Annotated in this window: 17 protein-coding genes; 15 read left to right on the top strand and 2 right to left on the bottom strand. The window is 58.1% G+C overall.

Features of this window, described 5'->3' with window-relative positions:
• Window position 1: 1 nt before the first annotated feature.
• The 13 genes from IB214_RS01150 to acpT all read left to right on the top strand — a co-directional run bounded on the left by IB214_RS01150 (window position 2) and on the right by acpT (window position 12137).
• The gene (locus IB214_RS01150) at window positions 2-583 is read left to right on the top strand and encodes a hypothetical protein (RefSeq protein ID WP_115257257.1); all 582 of its coding nucleotides are present in this window, start codon (window positions 2-4) and stop codon (window positions 581-583) included.
• The gene (locus IB214_RS01145; protein WP_117342487.1) at window positions 580-1941 is read left to right on the top strand and encodes an AMP-binding protein; all 1362 of its coding nucleotides are present in this window, start codon (window positions 580-582) and stop codon (window positions 1939-1941) included. The genes IB214_RS01150 and IB214_RS01145 overlap by 4 nt, the downstream gene beginning before the upstream one ends.
• A complete protein-coding gene (locus tag IB214_RS01140; protein WP_117342488.1) occupies window positions 1928-2281 on the top strand; it encodes a hydroxymyristoyl-ACP dehydratase in 354 nt (117 codons plus the stop codon). Before IB214_RS01145 ends, IB214_RS01140 begins: the two co-directional genes overlap by 14 nt.
• On the top strand, window positions 2272-3963 hold the full coding sequence (locus IB214_RS01135) for a glycosyltransferase (RefSeq protein WP_117342489.1): 1692 nt from the start codon (window positions 2272-2274) through the stop codon (window positions 3961-3963). The genes IB214_RS01140 and IB214_RS01135 overlap by 10 nt, the downstream gene beginning before the upstream one ends.
• Before the next feature lie 2 nt (window positions 3964-3965).
• Entirely contained in the window at window positions 3966-4388 is a 423-nt protein-coding gene (locus IB214_RS01130; RefSeq protein ID WP_117342490.1) for a thioesterase family protein, read from the top strand.
• A complete protein-coding gene (locus IB214_RS01125; RefSeq protein WP_115257252.1) occupies window positions 4385-4990 on the top strand; it encodes an outer membrane lipoprotein carrier protein LolA in 606 nt (201 codons plus the stop codon). The genes IB214_RS01130 and IB214_RS01125 overlap by 4 nt, the downstream gene beginning before the upstream one ends.
• Window positions 4959-7280: an MMPL family transporter gene (locus tag IB214_RS01120; RefSeq protein WP_117342491.1), complete on the top strand. Its 2322-nt coding sequence runs from the start codon at window positions 4959-4961 to the stop codon at window positions 7278-7280. The genes IB214_RS01125 and IB214_RS01120 overlap by 32 nt, the downstream gene beginning before the upstream one ends.
• Before the next feature lie 130 nt (window positions 7281-7410).
• A complete protein-coding gene (locus IB214_RS01115) occupies window positions 7411-7947 on the top strand; it encodes a DUF3261 domain-containing protein (RefSeq protein ID WP_117342614.1) in 537 nt (178 codons plus the stop codon).
• Window position 7948: 1 nt separating this feature from the next.
• On the top strand, window positions 7949-9118 hold the full coding sequence (locus tag IB214_RS01110; RefSeq protein ID WP_117342492.1) for a beta-ketoacyl-[acyl-carrier-protein] synthase family protein: 1170 nt from the start codon (window positions 7949-7951) through the stop codon (window positions 9116-9118).
• Window positions 9115-9591 (top strand): 3-hydroxy-fatty acyl-ACP dehydratase, encoded by a 477-nt coding sequence (locus tag IB214_RS01105; RefSeq protein WP_117342493.1) that lies wholly within the window; start codon window positions 9115-9117, stop codon window positions 9589-9591. Before IB214_RS01110 ends, IB214_RS01105 begins: the two co-directional genes overlap by 4 nt.
• The gene (locus tag IB214_RS01100; protein ID WP_117342494.1) at window positions 9588-10319 is read left to right on the top strand and encodes a 3-ketoacyl-ACP reductase FabG2; all 732 of its coding nucleotides are present in this window, start codon (window positions 9588-9590) and stop codon (window positions 10317-10319) included. Before IB214_RS01105 ends, IB214_RS01100 begins: the two co-directional genes overlap by 4 nt.
• The gene (locus IB214_RS01095; RefSeq protein WP_117342495.1) at window positions 10316-11545 is read left to right on the top strand and encodes a beta-ketoacyl-ACP synthase; all 1230 of its coding nucleotides are present in this window, start codon (window positions 10316-10318) and stop codon (window positions 11543-11545) included. The genes IB214_RS01100 and IB214_RS01095 overlap by 4 nt, the downstream gene beginning before the upstream one ends.
• Window position 11546: 1 nt before the next feature.
• A complete protein-coding gene (gene acpT, locus IB214_RS01090) occupies window positions 11547-12137 on the top strand; it encodes a 4'-phosphopantetheinyl transferase AcpT (protein WP_096759196.1) in 591 nt (196 codons plus the stop codon).
• Here the strand turns inward: acpT and IB214_RS01085 are convergent.
• The gene (locus tag IB214_RS01085) at window positions 12129-12635 is read right to left on the bottom strand and encodes a phenolic acid decarboxylase (RefSeq protein WP_117342496.1); all 507 of its coding nucleotides are present in this window, start codon (window positions 12633-12635) and stop codon (window positions 12129-12131) included. The genes acpT and IB214_RS01085 overlap by 9 nt on opposite strands.
• Window positions 12636-12734: 99 nt before the next feature.
• Here IB214_RS01085 and IB214_RS01080 point away from each other — a divergent pair, with 99 nt between their 5' ends.
• Together IB214_RS01080 and nikR are read left to right on the top strand one after the other, a co-directional pair.
• Window positions 12735-13595 (top strand): LysR family transcriptional regulator, encoded by an 861-nt coding sequence (locus IB214_RS01080; RefSeq protein ID WP_117342497.1) that lies wholly within the window; start codon window positions 12735-12737, stop codon window positions 13593-13595.
• Between the two features lie 82 nt (window positions 13596-13677).
• Entirely contained in the window at window positions 13678-14079 is a 402-nt protein-coding gene (gene nikR / locus IB214_RS01075) for a nickel-responsive transcriptional regulator NikR (RefSeq protein WP_096759193.1), read from the top strand.
• A gap of 75 nt (window positions 14080-14154) precedes the next feature.
• Here nikR and IB214_RS01070 read toward each other — a convergent pair whose 3' ends face one another.
• The gene (locus tag IB214_RS01070) at window positions 14155-15351 is read right to left on the bottom strand and encodes an NAD(P)/FAD-dependent oxidoreductase (protein ID WP_096759192.1); all 1197 of its coding nucleotides are present in this window, start codon (window positions 15349-15351) and stop codon (window positions 14155-14157) included.
• Between the last annotated feature and the right edge of the window lie 161 nt (window positions 15352-15512).

Below are 15512 nucleotides of genomic sequence, written 5' to 3'. Positions count from 1 at the left end.
CGTGTCGGGCGCGCGTTCGCTGCCAGTCGTACAACTGCTGACAGGCTTACTGCTGTTGGCCTGGCCATTTTTAATCTGGTTTGGCCTGGCACATAACGGCCTGCACTGGCTGCTACCGCTGATGGCATTGCTGCTGTTTGTACGCTTTCGCCAGACCCGGCGACAGGCGGGACCGTTGCGCGTCGTGACGCAGATAGTGGCGGTAGCGGGCATCACGCTTTGCGTTACCAGCTATCTGCTCAAAACGCACCAGTTGCTGCTGTTTTATCCGGTGGTGGTCAACGGGGTCATGCTGGCAGTCTTTGGTGGCTCACTCTGGTCTACCATGCCGGTTGTCGAACGCCTGGCACGGCTGCGCGATCCCAATCTACCCGCAGCAGGTGTGCGCTACACGCGCCGCGTCACGCAAATCTGGTGTGCCTTTTTCATCCTCAATGGCAGCATTGCGCTCGGTACCGCGCTGTATGGCGATATGTCCCTGTGGACGGTGTGGAACGGCATGCTCTCCTACCTGCTGATGGGAACGCTGATGGCAGGAGAGTGGCTGGTGCGCCGCCAGGTGATAAAACGAGATAACCCATGAAGCAGCCCCTTCCACTCTCTGAGTGGCTCAGCGCTCCACGTCCATCCGACGTACCCGTTGCGTGGTTAGAAGACGCGACCTGGACACTCGGCCATCTACGCCACGATGTTGCCCTGTTGATAACGTACCTGCAGCAGCAGGAGGGTGAACGCTGGGCACTGTGCTTTGAGGACAGCTATCTGTTTATCGTGGCACTGCTGGCAACGCTCCATGCTGGCAAAACGCCGGTGATCCCGGGCCATTGTCGCGTTTCATTATTGAACGAGCAGCATGCGCTGTTTGACGGCGTATTGAGCGATAAACCGCTGAACTGGCAGGGTCCGCTACAGGTTGTCCAGTCTGCCATGACGGCCGCCACAGACGACGTGACGTTCCCCCTCATCCGCAGCGACGCCTTTGTGGAACTCTTCACCTCCGGCTCTACCGGCCAGCCGAAGCGGGTCGTTAAACCGATCGGGCGTCTCGATAACGAAGCGGCGTTGCTCGCCGCGCGCTTTGCCGACCGTTTAACAGGTTGTCGGGTGGTGGCATCAGTGTTGCCACAGCATCTGTACGGCCTGACATTTCGTATCTTCCTGCCGATGTCCTTGGGCTTGCCGCTACACGCGGCAATGCTCTGGTACGCCGAACAACTGGCGGCGTTGGGCCATGAGTATCAGTATGTGTTTATCAGCAGCCCGGCGTTTCTGAAACGCCTCGACCACCAGCTTGCCGCGCCGCCGGTCCGGATGGTTCTGTCAGCGGGCGGTATGCTGCCCTGGCAGGACGTCACGCAGACAGCAGACTGGCTAAACGTCTGGCCTGATGAGATCTACGGTAGCACTGAAACCGGCATCCTCGCCTGGCGTTATCGCCAGCAGGATGATGTAGCATGGCAGCCCTTCCCCAACGTCAGATTCCAGTCAGAAAATGACGCGTTTCGCGTATTTTCCCCTCTGATTGCTGCTGATGATGGCCTGTTGCTCGACGATATTCTGCATTTTGCAGAAAACGGTCAGTTCCGCCTGATGGGACGGCGGGGCCGGGTGGTCAAAATTGAAGAAAAGCGTATTTCGCTAAGCGAAGTAGAGCGCCGTCTGCTGGCACTGGACGGCATTTGCGACGTTGCTGCTATGCCTGTCTCACGCGGCGGACGCCAGGGCGTTGGCGTCCTGCTGGTTCTGGATAACGAAACGCGTCAACGCTGGTATCAGCGCGGAGGGAAACCACAAGAGCTGAGCTGGCGGCGCGCGCTGCGCCCATGGCTGGAGCCGGTTGCTGTTCCCCGATACTGGCGGGTGATTGACGAAATCCCGGTGAACAGTATGAACAAGCGTGTCTATGCGCAATTACAGGAGTTATTCCATGAAACCCCATGAAATTGAGCGTCATCAGGCACAACCTCAGCAGGTGGAGATTGTTTTGCATCTCGACCCTTCTCTATTCTGGTTCTGCGGACATTTTGCCGTGCAGCCGCTGCTGCCCGGCGTCGCGCAGATGGACTGGGTAATGCACTACGCCACCACGCTGCTCGCCCCCGGCTGGCGCTTTCACAGCATTCAGAACGTGAAATTTCAGGCTCCGCTGTTACCGGAAAACACCGTCACGCTAGCCCTGAACTGGCAAGAAGAGCGCCAGATACTGACCTTCAGCTACCAGCGCCACGACGGCGAAGCGCGCCACACCGCCAGCAGTGGGAAGATCCGGTTATGCCGTTAACGTTTTCTCCCTGCGTGCTGATCCCCTGCTACAACCATGGCGCAATGATGGCCAGCGTGCTGGCGCGGCTTCAGCCGTTCGGCCTGCCCTGCATTGTGGTGGACGACGGCAGCGACGACGCCACGCGGGATGAACTGGCCCGCCTGGCAGCAGAAGATAAAAATCTGACCTTAATTCGCCTGCCGATTAACTCGGGCAAAGGTGCGGCGACGATCTGCGGCATGCAGGCGGCGGCAGAGGCCGGATTCAGCCACGCGGTGCAGGTAGACGCCGACGGGCAGCATGCCATTGAAGATATCCCGAAGCTGCTTGCACTGGCGGAGCTTCACCCAACAGCGTTGATTTCCGGGCAGCCTATTTATGACGATTCCATACCCCGCTCGCGCCTGTACGGACGCTGGGTGACCCACGTCTGGGTGTGGATTGAAACGCTCTCGCTCCAGCTCAAAGACAGCATGTGCGGCTTTCGGGTTTACCCGCTTGCGCCGACGCTGCACCTGGCGCAGCGCGTGACCCTCGGCCAGCGAATGGATTTTGATACCGAAGTGATGGTGCGCCTCTACTGGCAAGGTAACACCAGCTATTTTGTCCCCACCCGCGTCACCTATCCGCTGGACGGTCTCTCTCATTTCGATGCCCTCAAAGACAACCTGCGCATTTCACGGATGCACACACGCCTTTTTTTTGGCATGTTGCCGCGCATCCCGTCGCTGCTTTTTCGCCGCGCATCGCCACACTGGGCGCGTCAGCAGGAAGTGAAGGGTTTATGGGGGATGCGCCTGATGCTACTGGTCTGGCGCTTACTGGGGCGCAAAGTATTCTCCCTGCTGCTCTACCCGGTAGTCGGCGTTTATTGGCTGACGGCAACCACCGCCCGCCAGTCCTCCCAACGCTGGATTGCCCGCGTGCGCGAACAGCTAACCGCACGCCAGATGCCGCTGCCGCCATCGCTCACCAGCTATCAGCACTTCCTGCGTTTTGGCGATGCGATGCTCGATAAAATTGCCAGCTGGCGTGGCGAACTGCGGTTAGGCCGCGATGTGATCTTTGCCCCTGGCGCTGAAGAGACGCTCAACGTTAGCTCACCACGCGGCAAGCTGCTGCTGGCCTCGCATCTGGGCGATGTGGAAGCCTGTCGCGCGCTGGCGCAATTACAGGGCAGCAAAACCATCAACGCGCTGGTGTTTAGCGACAATGCCCAGCGCTTTAAGCAAATTATGCAAGAGATGGCCCCGCAGGCCGGGCTGAATCTGCTGCCGGTAACCGATATTGGCCCGGATACCGCGATCCTGCTTAAAGAGAAGCTGGATCGCGGCGAGTGGATTGCCATCGTCGGCGATCGTATTGCAGTCAACCCGCAACGCGGCGGCGAATGGCGCGTCTGCTGGAGCCGCTTTATGGGGCAAGCGGCCCCCTTCCCGCAGGGACCCTTTATTCTCGCCTCGATTTTACGCTGCCCGGTGGATCTGATTTTCGCCCTGCGACAACAGGGGAAACTGCGTATTCACTGCGAGCCTTTCGCAGAAAGGCTACTGTTGCCGCGCGCCGACCGGCAAAATGCGTTACAGCAAGCCATCGATCGCTACGCCGAACGTCTGGAACACTACGCGCTACAGTCGCCGCTCGACTGGTTTAACTTTTTCGATTTCTGGCAGCTGCCGGATACCAAAGACAAGGAGTAAGGGTGCTTAACGATCCCCGCTTTACGGCTGAAGTCGAGCTGACCATTCCGTTCCACGACGTCGATATGATGGGCGTGGCGTGGCACGGAAACTATTTCCGCTACTTCGAAATTGCCCGCGAGGCACTGCTTAACCAGTTCGATTATGGCTATCGGCAAATGAAGGAATCCGGCTATCTGTGGCCGGTGGTCGATACTCGCGTGAAGTACCGCCACGCGCTGACTTTTGAGCAGCGCATTCGCGTGCGCGCGCGTATTGAGGAGTTCGAAAACCGCCTGCGCATCGGTTACGAAATTTTCGATACCGAAACCGGCAAACGCGCGACTACCGGTTACACCATCCAGGTGGCGGTAGAAGAGAACAGCCGCGAGCTGTGCTTTGTCAGCCCGGATATCCTGTTTGCCCGGATGGGGGTCACGCCATGAGATTTTTACCGCTGCTGGCGCTGCTTATCAGCCCATGGGTCAGCGCTCTGACGCTGGATGATCTGCAACAGCGCTTTACCGAACAGCCGGTGGTCCGCGCTCACTTCGATCAAACCCGCACCATTAAGGATCTGCCGCAGCCGCTACGATCGCAGGGTAACATGTTGATCGCACGTGACCAGGGATTGCTGTGGGACCAAACGTCCCCGTTCCCGATGCAGCTGCTGCTCGATGACAAACGGATGGTACAGGTGATCAACGGCCAGCCGCCGCAAACCCTCACCGCCGAGAACAACCCGCAGATGTTCCAGTTCAACCATCTGCTGCGCGCGCTGTTCCAGGCGGATCGTAACGTGCTGGAACAGAACTTCCGCGTGGCGTTTACCGACAAAGGTGAAGGCCGCTGGACGCTGCGCCTGACGCCGATCACCACGCCGCTGGATAAGATTTTCGCGACCATTGATTTAGCCGGAAAAACTTATCTGGAGAGCATTCAACTGAACGATAAGCAGGGCGATCGCACCGACATCACGCTTTCCCAACACCAACTGACGCCCGCACAGCTGACCGATGACGAACGCCAACGCTTTGCCGCCCAGTAAGCGCCCCGCGCTGCTGTGGGGAATCGCCTGCCTGATCCTATTGGGCGTGTTGCTGACGCTGTTGCCTCAGGCACGGCTTAACAGCAGCGTGCTGGCAATGCTGCCCAAGCAGACGTTGGGGGCGATCCCGCCGAGCCTCAACGACGGCTTTATGCAGCGCCTTGACCGGCAACTGGTCTGGCTGGTAAGCCCCGGGAAAAAAGCCGACCCGCAGGTTGCCCGCAGCTGGTTGTCGCTATTACAGAAATCGCAGGCGCTGGCTGAGGTCAAAGGCCCGATGGACGCCGACAGCCAGCAGGCATGGGGCGCTTTCTTCTGGCAGCACCGCAACGGCCTGATCGATAGCGACACCCGCGCCCGCCTACAAAACGGCGGTGAAGCGCAGGCGCAATGGATACTTTCCCAGCTCTACTCTGCTTTTTCCGGTGTCAGCGGCAAAGAGCTGCAAAACGACCCGCTGATGCTGATGCGCGGCTCGCAGTTGGCAATGGCCAAAAACGGCCAGCGCCTGCGGCTGATGGACGGCTGGCTGGTGGCTCAGGATGATCAGGGCAACTACTGGTACCTGCTGCACGGCGAGTTGGCCGGTTCGTCGTTTGACATGCAGCAGACACACCAGCTGGTCACCACGCTGAATACGCTGGAAGGTGAACTCAAGGCGCAATATCCGCAGGCGCAGCTGTTGTCTCGCGGGACCATGTTCTACAGCGATTACGCCAGCCAGCAGGCGAAGCGGGATGTTTCGACCCTCGGTGTCGCCACCCTGCTTGGGGTGATTTTGCTGATTGTAGCGGTGTTCCGTTCCCTGCGCCCGCTGCTGCTGTGTCTGATTTCGATCGGCATTGGCGCGCTGGCAGGCACCGTCATCACGTTGCTGATTTTTGGCGAGCTGCACCTGATGACGCTGGTGATGAGCATGAGCATCATCGGGATCTCCGCCGACTACACGCTCTACTATCTGACCGAGCGGATGGTGCACGGCGCAGAAACCTCACCGTGGCAAAGCCTCAGCAAAGTGAGCAATGCCCTGCTGCTGGCGCTGCTTACCACCGTGGCGGCGTATCTGATTATGATGCTCGCGCCCTTCCCCGGCATTCGTCAGATGGCGGTATTCGCGGCGGTGGGCCTGAGCGCTTCCTGCCTGACGGTGATTTTCTGGCACCCGTGGCTGTGTCGTGGGCTGCCGGTGCGCCCGGTTCCGGCGATGGTACTGATGCTACGCTGGCTTGCCGCATGGCGACGCAATAAAAAGCTTTCCGTCGGCTTGCCGGTGGCGCTGGCCCTGTTCTCGCTGGCGGGTCTTGCCACACTGCGTGTGGACGATGATATCTCGCAGCTTCAGGCGCTGCCGCAGGATATTTTGGCACAGGAAAAAGCGATTACCGCGCTGACCGGGCAAAGCGTCGATCAGAAGTGGTTTGTGGTGTACGGCAAGTCTGCACAGCAAACGCTGGAGCGGCTGGAACTGTTTGCCCCCGCGCTGGAGCAGGCGAAAAAAGAGGGATGGCTTGGCGGCTATCGCACTATTCCGCTGAATTCACTCGCCCGACAGCAGCAGGATCTCAGCCTGCTGAAAAACGCTGCGCCAGCCGTCATTAAAGCCCTGAACAACGCCGGGCTGGCGACGGTAAACCCCGATCTTAACGCCATGCCGGTAACGATCGATGCCTGGCTTGCCAGCCCGGCCAGCGAAGGCTGGCGGCTGCTGTGGATAACGCTGGCCGATGGCGAAAGCGGCGTGTTGGTACCGGTTGAAGGGATGAAAAACAGCGCTGCATTAAACACCCTCAGTACCCAATACACCGGCGTCGCATGGGTGGATCGGAAAAGCAGCTTTGACGAACTGTTCGCTCTGTATCGCCATATTCTGACTGGCCTGCTATTGGTTGCGCTGGCGGTGATTGCCTGCGGCGCAGTGGTGCGACTAGGCTGGCGCAAAGGGCTGATAAGCCTCGTTCCTTCAGTGTTATCGCTGGGCTGTGGTCTGGCGGTGCTGGCGCTCAGCGGTCACGCGGTCAATCTGTTCTCGCTGCTGGCGCTGGTGCTGGTGCTCGGCATCGGCATTAACTACACGCTGTTTTTCAGCAATCCGCGCGGCACACCGTTAACCTCATTTTTAGCGATTACGCTGGCGATGCTGACCACGCTGCTGACCCTCGGCATGCTGGTTTTCAGTGCCACCCAGGCTATCAGCAGCTTTGGTATCGTGCTGGTGAGCGGCATTTTCACCGCCTTCCTGCTGTCACCGCTGGCGATGCCAGTGAAAAAGAGAAAAAAAGACGATGAGTAAACTGATATTTCGTTGGTTGAGTGGGCTTTTGCCGGATGGCGGCGTTGCCTTATCCGGCCTACGTCAGCACATCAATTGTAGGCCGGATAAGCGCAGCGCCATCCGGCGGGGCCTGCTCGTCGCCACGCTGATGCTGGCCGGTTGCAGCCACTCACAGCCCGAACAAGAAGGCCGACCACAGGCGTGGCTGGAGCCGGGCGCACGCGTGACGCTACCCGCGCCGGGGATCTCTCCGGCGGTCAGTTCCCAGCAGCTCCTCACCGGCAGCTTTAACGGCAAAACCCAGTCGCTGCTGGTGATGCTTAACGCCGATGATAAAAAACTCACCCTGGCAGGCCTCTCCTCTGTCGGTATCCGCCTGTTCCTCGTCACTTACGATGAAAAAGGGCTGCATGCCGAACAGTCGATTGTGGTGCCGCAGCTGCCGCCCGCCAGCCAGGTTCTGGCCGACGTGATGCTCAGCCACTGGCCGATTAGCGCCTGGCAGCCGCAGCTGCCGAAGGGCTGGACGCTCACCGATATCGGCGACAAGCGCGAGCTGCGCAACGCCCGCGGCAAGCTGGTCACAGAAATCACCTACCTGAACCGCAAAGGCAAGCGCGAGCCCATCAGCATCGAACAGCACGTGTTTAAATACCACATCACCATTCAATATCTGGGTGACTGAGATGATCTACATTTCTGCGGTTGGCATGATTAACGCGTTGGGCAACAACCTCGATGAGATTGCCGCCAACCTGACGCGCGGCGTGGCCCCCGGTATGCGCCCGCGCACCGGCTGGCTTCAGGGCCATCCGCATGCGGTGTTAGCCGGCGTTGACGGTGAACTGCCGACGATCCCCGATGAATTTAGCGCTCACCGTTCGCGCAATAATCAGCTGCTGCTGGCGGCGCTCGCGCAAATCCAGCCGCAGGTAGATGACGCCATTGCGCAGTTTGGTCGCGACCGCGTTGCCGTGGTGCTCGGCACCAGCACCTCCGGGCTGGACGAAGGCGACGTGCATGTTGATCTCACGCTCAACGGCAAAGCGAGCAGCGCCTGGCAGTACCCGCAGCAGGAGCTGGGCGACCCGTCGCGCTTTCTCAGCCACTGGCTGGCATTGGACGGCCCGGCGTTTACGCTCTCTACCGCCTGCTCCTCCAGCGCCCGCGCGATCATGAGCGGACGCCGCCTGATTGAATCCGGGCTGGCGGACGTGGCGATTGTCGGCGGGGCGGACACGCTAAGCCGGATGCCCATCAACGGTTTCCACAGCCTGGAATCACTCTCGCCAACGTTATGCCAGCCATTTGGTCGCGATCGCTGCGGGATTACCATCGGTGAAGGCGCGGCGCTGATGCTGCTGACCCGCGAGCCGCAGCCGATTGCGCTGCTGGGCGTTGGCGAATCCAGCGATGCGTACCATATTTCGGCCCCGCATCCGCAGGGCGAAGGGGCGATCCGCGCCATTACGCAGGCGCTTAACGACGCGGGGATGACGGCAGAGCAGGTGGGCTACATCAATCTGCACGGCACCGCCACGCCGCTGAACGACAAAATTGAAGCTAACGTAGTGAACACGCTATTTGGCGAAAGCGTCCCGTGCAGTTCGACTAAACATCTGACCGGACACACGCTGGGTGCTGCGGGGATCACCGAAGCTGCCATCAGCATGCTGATTTTACAGCGTGACCTGGCGCTGCCACCGCAGGATTTTGGCTCCTCGCCACGCGATGAAACGCTGCCTGCCTGTGGGATCATCGAGCACCAGCAGCCGCTACCGCGCCCGGTCATCCTGTCAAACTCCTTTGCCTTTGGCGGCAATAACGCCAGTATCCTGCTAGGGAGAATTTCATGAGCCGCTATTTAGCACCCGGCGACTATCTGCCGCACGACGCGCCGATGCTACTGCTTGAAGAAGTGGTCAGCGTGACAGACGACTCCACCACCTGCCGCGTCACGGTATCGCCCGACGGCGTACTGGCTCCGTTTCTCGATGGCGAGGGCAATCTGCCCGGTTGGTTCGCCCTTGAACTAATGGCGCAGACCGTTGGCGTCTGGTCCGGCTGGTACCGTCATCAGGCGGGCCAGGCCAGCATCTCCTTAGGCATGGTGCTCGGCGCACGTGAATTAGTCTGCGCGGCGGGAACATTGCCCGGCGGCCTGACGCTGGATATTAGCGTCACGCTACTGATGCAAGATGCACGTTTTGGCAGCTTTGAATGCGCCATTCAGACCGGTGAAGAGCTGCTGGCAATCGGTCGCGTCAACACCTTCCAGCCGACAGCGGAAGAACTTAACACCCTATTTCAACAAGGAGCGTCCGCATGAGTCGTTCAGTTTTGGTTACCGGCGCCAGTAAGGGCATTGGTCGCGCCATCGCCCGCCAGCTGGCGGCGGACGGCTTTGTGGTCGGCGTGCACTATCATCGCGATGCACAAGGTGCCCAGGAGACGTTGGATGCAATCCTCGCTGCTGGCGGCACGGGGCGTCTGCTGGCCTTTGACGTCGCCAACCGTGAGCAGTGCCGTGAAGTGCTGGAGCAAGATAACGACGCGCACGGTGCGTGGTACGGCATCGTCAGTAACGCCGGTATCACCCGTGATGCGGCCTTCCCGGCGCTCAGCGACAACGACTGGGATACGGTGATCCACACCAACCTCGACAGCTTCTATAACGTCATCCAGCCGTGCATGATGCCGATGATTAGCGCCCGCTTGGGTGGGCGCATCATTACCTTATCGTCGGTTTCCGGCGTGATGGGCAATCGCGGTCAGGTCAACTACAGCGCCGCCAAGGCGGGGATTATTGGAGCGACAAAAGCGCTGGCGATTGAGCTGGCAAAACGCAAAATTACCGTCAACTGCATTGCGCCGGGGCTGATTGATACCGGGATGATCGAAATGGAAGAGGCCGCGCTGAAAGAGGCGATGTCGATGATCCCGATGAAACGGATGGGCCAGGCCGATGAAGTGGCCGGGCTTGCCAGCTATTTAATGTCGGATATCGCGGGTTACGTCACCCGTCAGGTGATTTCTATCAATGGAGGGATGTTATGACACGTCGCGTCGTGATCACAGGGATGGGCGGCGTCACCGCCTTTGGCGAAAGCTGGCAGGCCGTTTCCTCCGGGCTGCTGGCCTATGAAAACGCAGTGCGCAAAATGCCGGAGTGGCAGGTTTATGACGGGCTGCATACGCTGCTTGGCGCGCCTATCGACGACTTTACCCTGCCGGAACACTACACCCGCAAGCGTATTCGCGCCATGGGTCGCGTGTCGCTAATGTCCACCCGCGCAACAGAACTGGCGCTGGAGCAGGCTGGGCTGATTGGCGATGCGGTATTGACCAACGGCGAAACCGGGATTGCCTACGGCTCGTCAACCGGCAGCACCGGTCCGGTGAGCGAGTTCGCCACCATGCTGACCGAGAAGCACACCAACAATATAACCGGCACCACCTACGTGCAGATGATGCCGCACACCACCGCCGTCAACACCGGATTATTCTTCGGCCTGCGTGGGCGAGTGATCCCCACCTCCAGCGCCTGCACCTCCGGCAGCCAGGCGATTGGCTACGCATGGGAAGCCATTCGTCACGGCTACCAAACGGTGATGGTCGCCGGCGGCGCGGAAGAGCTGTGTCCGTCGGAAGCGGCGGTGTTTGATACCCTGTTCGCCACCAGCCAGCGCAACGATGAACCAAAAACCACGCCCTCGCCGTTTGATGAACATCGCGACGGGCTGGTAATTGGCGAAGGCGCAGGCACGTTGATTCTGGAAGAGCTTGAGCACGCCAAAGCGCGCGGCGCGACAATTTACGGTGAGATTATCGGTTTTGCCACCAACTGCGATGCGGCGCATATCACCCAGCCGCAGCGCGAGACGATGCAGATTTGCATGGAGCAGTCGCTGAAAATGGCGGGCTTACGCGCGCGGGATATCGGTTATATTTCAGCCCACGGCACGGCGACCGATCGAGGTGATATTGCAGAAAGTCAGGCAACCGCCGCCATTTACGGTGATAATGTGCCGCTGTCCTCGCTCAAAAGTTATTTTGGCCATACCCTTGGCGCCTGTGGCGCGCTGGAAGCCTGGATGAGTTTGCAAATGATGCGCGAAGGCTGGTTTGCGCCTACGCTAAATTTAAGCCAGCCTGATGCCAACTGTGGCGCGCTGGATTACATTATGGGTGAAGCCCGCAAGATTGATTGTGAGTTCCTGCAGAGCAATAACTTTGCGTTTGGCGGCATAAATACTTCTATTATCATCAAACGTTGGCCCTGATATGTACCGGATCGTTGTTGGGAAAGTTTCTGTTTTAAGCGCTGGCGCCCTGCCTCGCGCGTTGTATGAACAGGCGCCGCAAGGTGCGCGCCGTACGCGCTGGCTGGCTGGCCGCGTGCTGCTTTCCCATGCCTTGTCGCCACTGCCTGACATTGTCTATGGTGAGCAGGGAAAACCGGCATTCTCAGGCGACACGCCGCTGTGGTTTAATCTCAGCCACAGCGGGGATGACATCGCCCTGCTGCTCAGTGATGAAGGGGAAGTCGGCTGCGATATTGAAGTCGTGCGCCCCCGTGATAACTGGCGGACGCTGGCAAATACAGTATTCAGCCTTGGGGAACATGCCGAAGTCGAAGCTGAACGCCCGGACCACCAGTTGGCGGCATTCTGGCGCATCTGGACGCGCAAAGAGGCCATCGTTAAGCAACGTGGCGGCAGCGCCTGGCAAATTGTCAGCGTCGACAGCACTACCCTGACGTCCTCACTCTCTGTCAGTCAGTGCCAGCTCGATACCCTGAGCCTGGCCGTGTGTACGCCAACGCCGTTTACATTGACTGCCGATACCGTGCAGAGACTGGATACCTTAGCGTAAATTTTCCGGGAAGTTATCCGGCAATTCGCTGGCAGCACAGGCAATAACGCTGTCATTATTCGCCCCGCAGTCACGCACGAAGGTAATGGTCGCGAACTCATCAATCACCTCGGTTGGATACACCGGGCCCGCATCACGATACGACATCATCAGCGGAACATGGTCATTCTGGAAGCAGACCGTTTTCTCCGGATTGTTGATCACCCAGCGTGGAAAGAAGATGGTGCCGTGGAAAAGTTTGTCACCCAGATTTACGATCAAGCTGACGTCGGTTCCGGTCGGTTCGGTCCATGAAATTTTATAAACGCTCTCCCCAACTCGCACAATGTACGCCCGCTGATCTTTCACCCAACGGTTAGCCACAATACCGCTGTGAATACGGTAATCCAGCGTGGTGTCATTTTTCACGTAGATCTCGTAATTCCAGCCATTATCGTAGGTATAGACCAGATGTTTGCCGACAAACCCGCTCAAATCATGTTTATCAAAAGCGCTCATATGCGTTCTCCTCTCAGTTGATGGGGCGATCTTAACGCTTCAAAAATTGGATGAATAACGCTATGTTTACATCATATTCATTCAATTTTTAGATGAGTTATGCATAAGACAACCCTGGAGCAGTGGGCCCTGCTGGAAAAAGTGGTGGAGCTGGGTAGCTTTACTAAAGCAGCGGAAGAGACCAACCGTAGTCAGTCTTCGGTGAGCTACAATCTGGCGCTGTTACAGGAGCGGCTCGGCGTGACGCTACTGACGCCGGAAGGCCGCAGAGCGGTATTAACTCCGGCAGGCGAGGTACTGCTCAATCAGGTCAAACCGCTATTGAAGGCTTTTTCATGGGTGGAAACCCGGGCGGCGACTTTACGCAATGGCACGCGAACACGACTGGATTTGATGGTAGATAGCATCTTCCCACGCAAACGCCTGTTCGCGATCCTCAAGCAGTTCCAGCAGGCGTGGCCGCAGACGCAGGTGCGTCTGACTGAAGTGCTGGAGAATGCTGACGATCGGCTGGCGGCACATGCCGATGCGGACGTGATGGTTCTGACCCGGCGTCAGGATGTCACCGGACGCGGTGAATGGTTGATGAATATTGATTTCGTGGCCGTTGCCCACCGCGATCACCCGCTCTGCACGCAGGATACGCCGCTGGATGAAGACGCCTTACGCGCCTGGCCGCTGATACGTATTGCCGATCGCGACAACCCACAGCAAGCGGTTCGCGATGCCTGGACCTTCTCTACCATTGATGCCGCTATTGATGCGGTACTGTATCAGGTCGGTTACGGCTGGTTGCCCGAGGAGCGCATTCAAGCGCAGCTTGATCAGGGGCTATTACGTCCGCTGCCGTTAAGTCACGGCGCTCGCCGTGCCACACCGTTGCATCTGATCGTCAAAGAGACGCTCGCGCCGCTGGATGAGCAGGTAAGCACCCTGCTGCGTTTATTGCGAGCGCATTAACCTTTTCCCCAGATGCCGCACGTGTGTTACAAAATACGCTATTTCCGCATGCCCTGTACGCCACATAAAAGGTTAACTTTAGATGCAACGAGTCACCATTACTCTCGATGACGATTTACTGGAAACGCTGGACAGCCTGAGCCAGCGCCGGGGTTATAACAACCGTTCCGAAGCCATCCGCGACATTTTGCGCGGCGCGCTGTCCCAGGAAAGCACGCAAGAACACGGTACCCAGGGCTTCGCGGTGCTCTCCTATGTTTATGAACATGAGAAGCGTGACTTAGCCAGCCGTATTGTCTCGACCCAGCATCACCACCACGATTTGTCGGTCGCCACGCTGCATGTCCACATCAACCATGACGACTGCCTGGAAATCGCCGTGCTAAAAGGGGATATGGGTGACGTTCAGCATTTTGCCGATGACGTTATCTCCCAACGCGGCGTGCGCCACGGTCATTTGCAGTGCCTGCCGAAAGAAGAGTGACGTCTATTACGTTGCCGGCCACGACTACATCAGATGACGCGTAATATTAAAACGTTATACGGTTTACCTTCACCGTCAATCCCCGGACACTAAATCCTGCGCACACGCCCAGGCGCTCGACCATGCCCACTGGAAGTTATAACCACCCAGCCAGCCGGTGACGTCCATCACTTCGCCAATGAAATAAAGGCCCGGTACTTTGCGGGCTTCCATGGTCCGTGAAGACAATTCGTTGGTGTCTACTCCGCCCAGCGTCACCTCTGCCGTGCGATACCCTTCCGTGCCGTTTGGCTGCACGCGCCATTCGGTCAGCGTTTCCACCAGCGCTTGTTGATCGCGTAGGTTAAGCTGCTTCAACGTCACGTCCGGGATTTGCCCCAACTGCTGCAAACACTCCACCAGTCGCTTCGGTAATTGCATCGCCAGCGTGTTCTTCAGACTCTGATTGGGATGCGCGCTGCGCTGTTCATCAAGGAAGCTTTCGAGGTCAACATCTGGCAACAAATTAATGCTGACAAATTCACCCGGCTGCCAAAAACTGGAAATTTGTAAAACGGCCGGGCCTGACAGCCCACGGTGCGTAAAGAGCAGGTTTTCACGAAATACGGTGCCGTCCTCGGCGGTAATGACAGAGGGAACAGACACGCCGGAGAGCACCTGAAGCTGGTCAAGCAGCGGCTTATGCAGCGTAAAAGGCACCAGACCCGCACGCGTTGGCAGCACATTCAGGCCAAACTGTTCGGCAATTTTATAACCAAATGGCGTCGCCCCCAGACCCGGCATAGAAAGCCCACCGCTGGCAATCACCAGTTTCGTCGCACCAACGGTTGCGCCGTTGAGCTCCAGCGTAAAGCCCTCATCATCCCGTGCGACGCTCAGAACTTCGCTACGTAAGCGCATCGTAACGTTACCTTTTTCGCATTCCGCTACCAGCATATCGACTATTTGCTGCGCGGAGTCGTCACAAAAAAGCTGGCCGAGCGTTTTTTCATGCCAGGCAATGCCGTGTTTACCCACCAGATCGATAAAATCCCACTGGGTATAGCGCGCCAACGCTGACTTACAGAAATGAGGGTTTTGACTCAAATAAGCCGCAGGCTCGACATAAAGATTGGTAAAGTTACAGCGCCCCCCGCCAGACATGAGGATCTTGCGCCCGGGCTTTTTACCATTATCAATAAGCAGTACTCGACTTCCTGCTTGTCCTGCCTGCGCGGCACAGAACATACCCGCTGCGCCAGCGCCTATAATAACGGTATCAAACCTTTCCACGTTGCGATCCTCTCTAAAAAGCGGGCGTGAATTGTAAAGATTCCTCAGTGGCCGCACCAGCACCAAACCATCAAAAATAGGTATTTATCTGAATTCTATAAGATAATTCTTTAGTGGTGTCATACAAAGCAGGAGACAAATCAAAAAAACTCTATATTTCA

The sequence above is a fragment of the Citrobacter sp. C1 genome (assembly GCF_014596895.2).
Classification (GTDB): domain Bacteria; phylum Pseudomonadota; class Gammaproteobacteria; order Enterobacterales; family Enterobacteriaceae; genus Citrobacter; species Citrobacter gillenii.
This window is presented reverse-complemented; position numbering and strand designations above follow the sequence as displayed.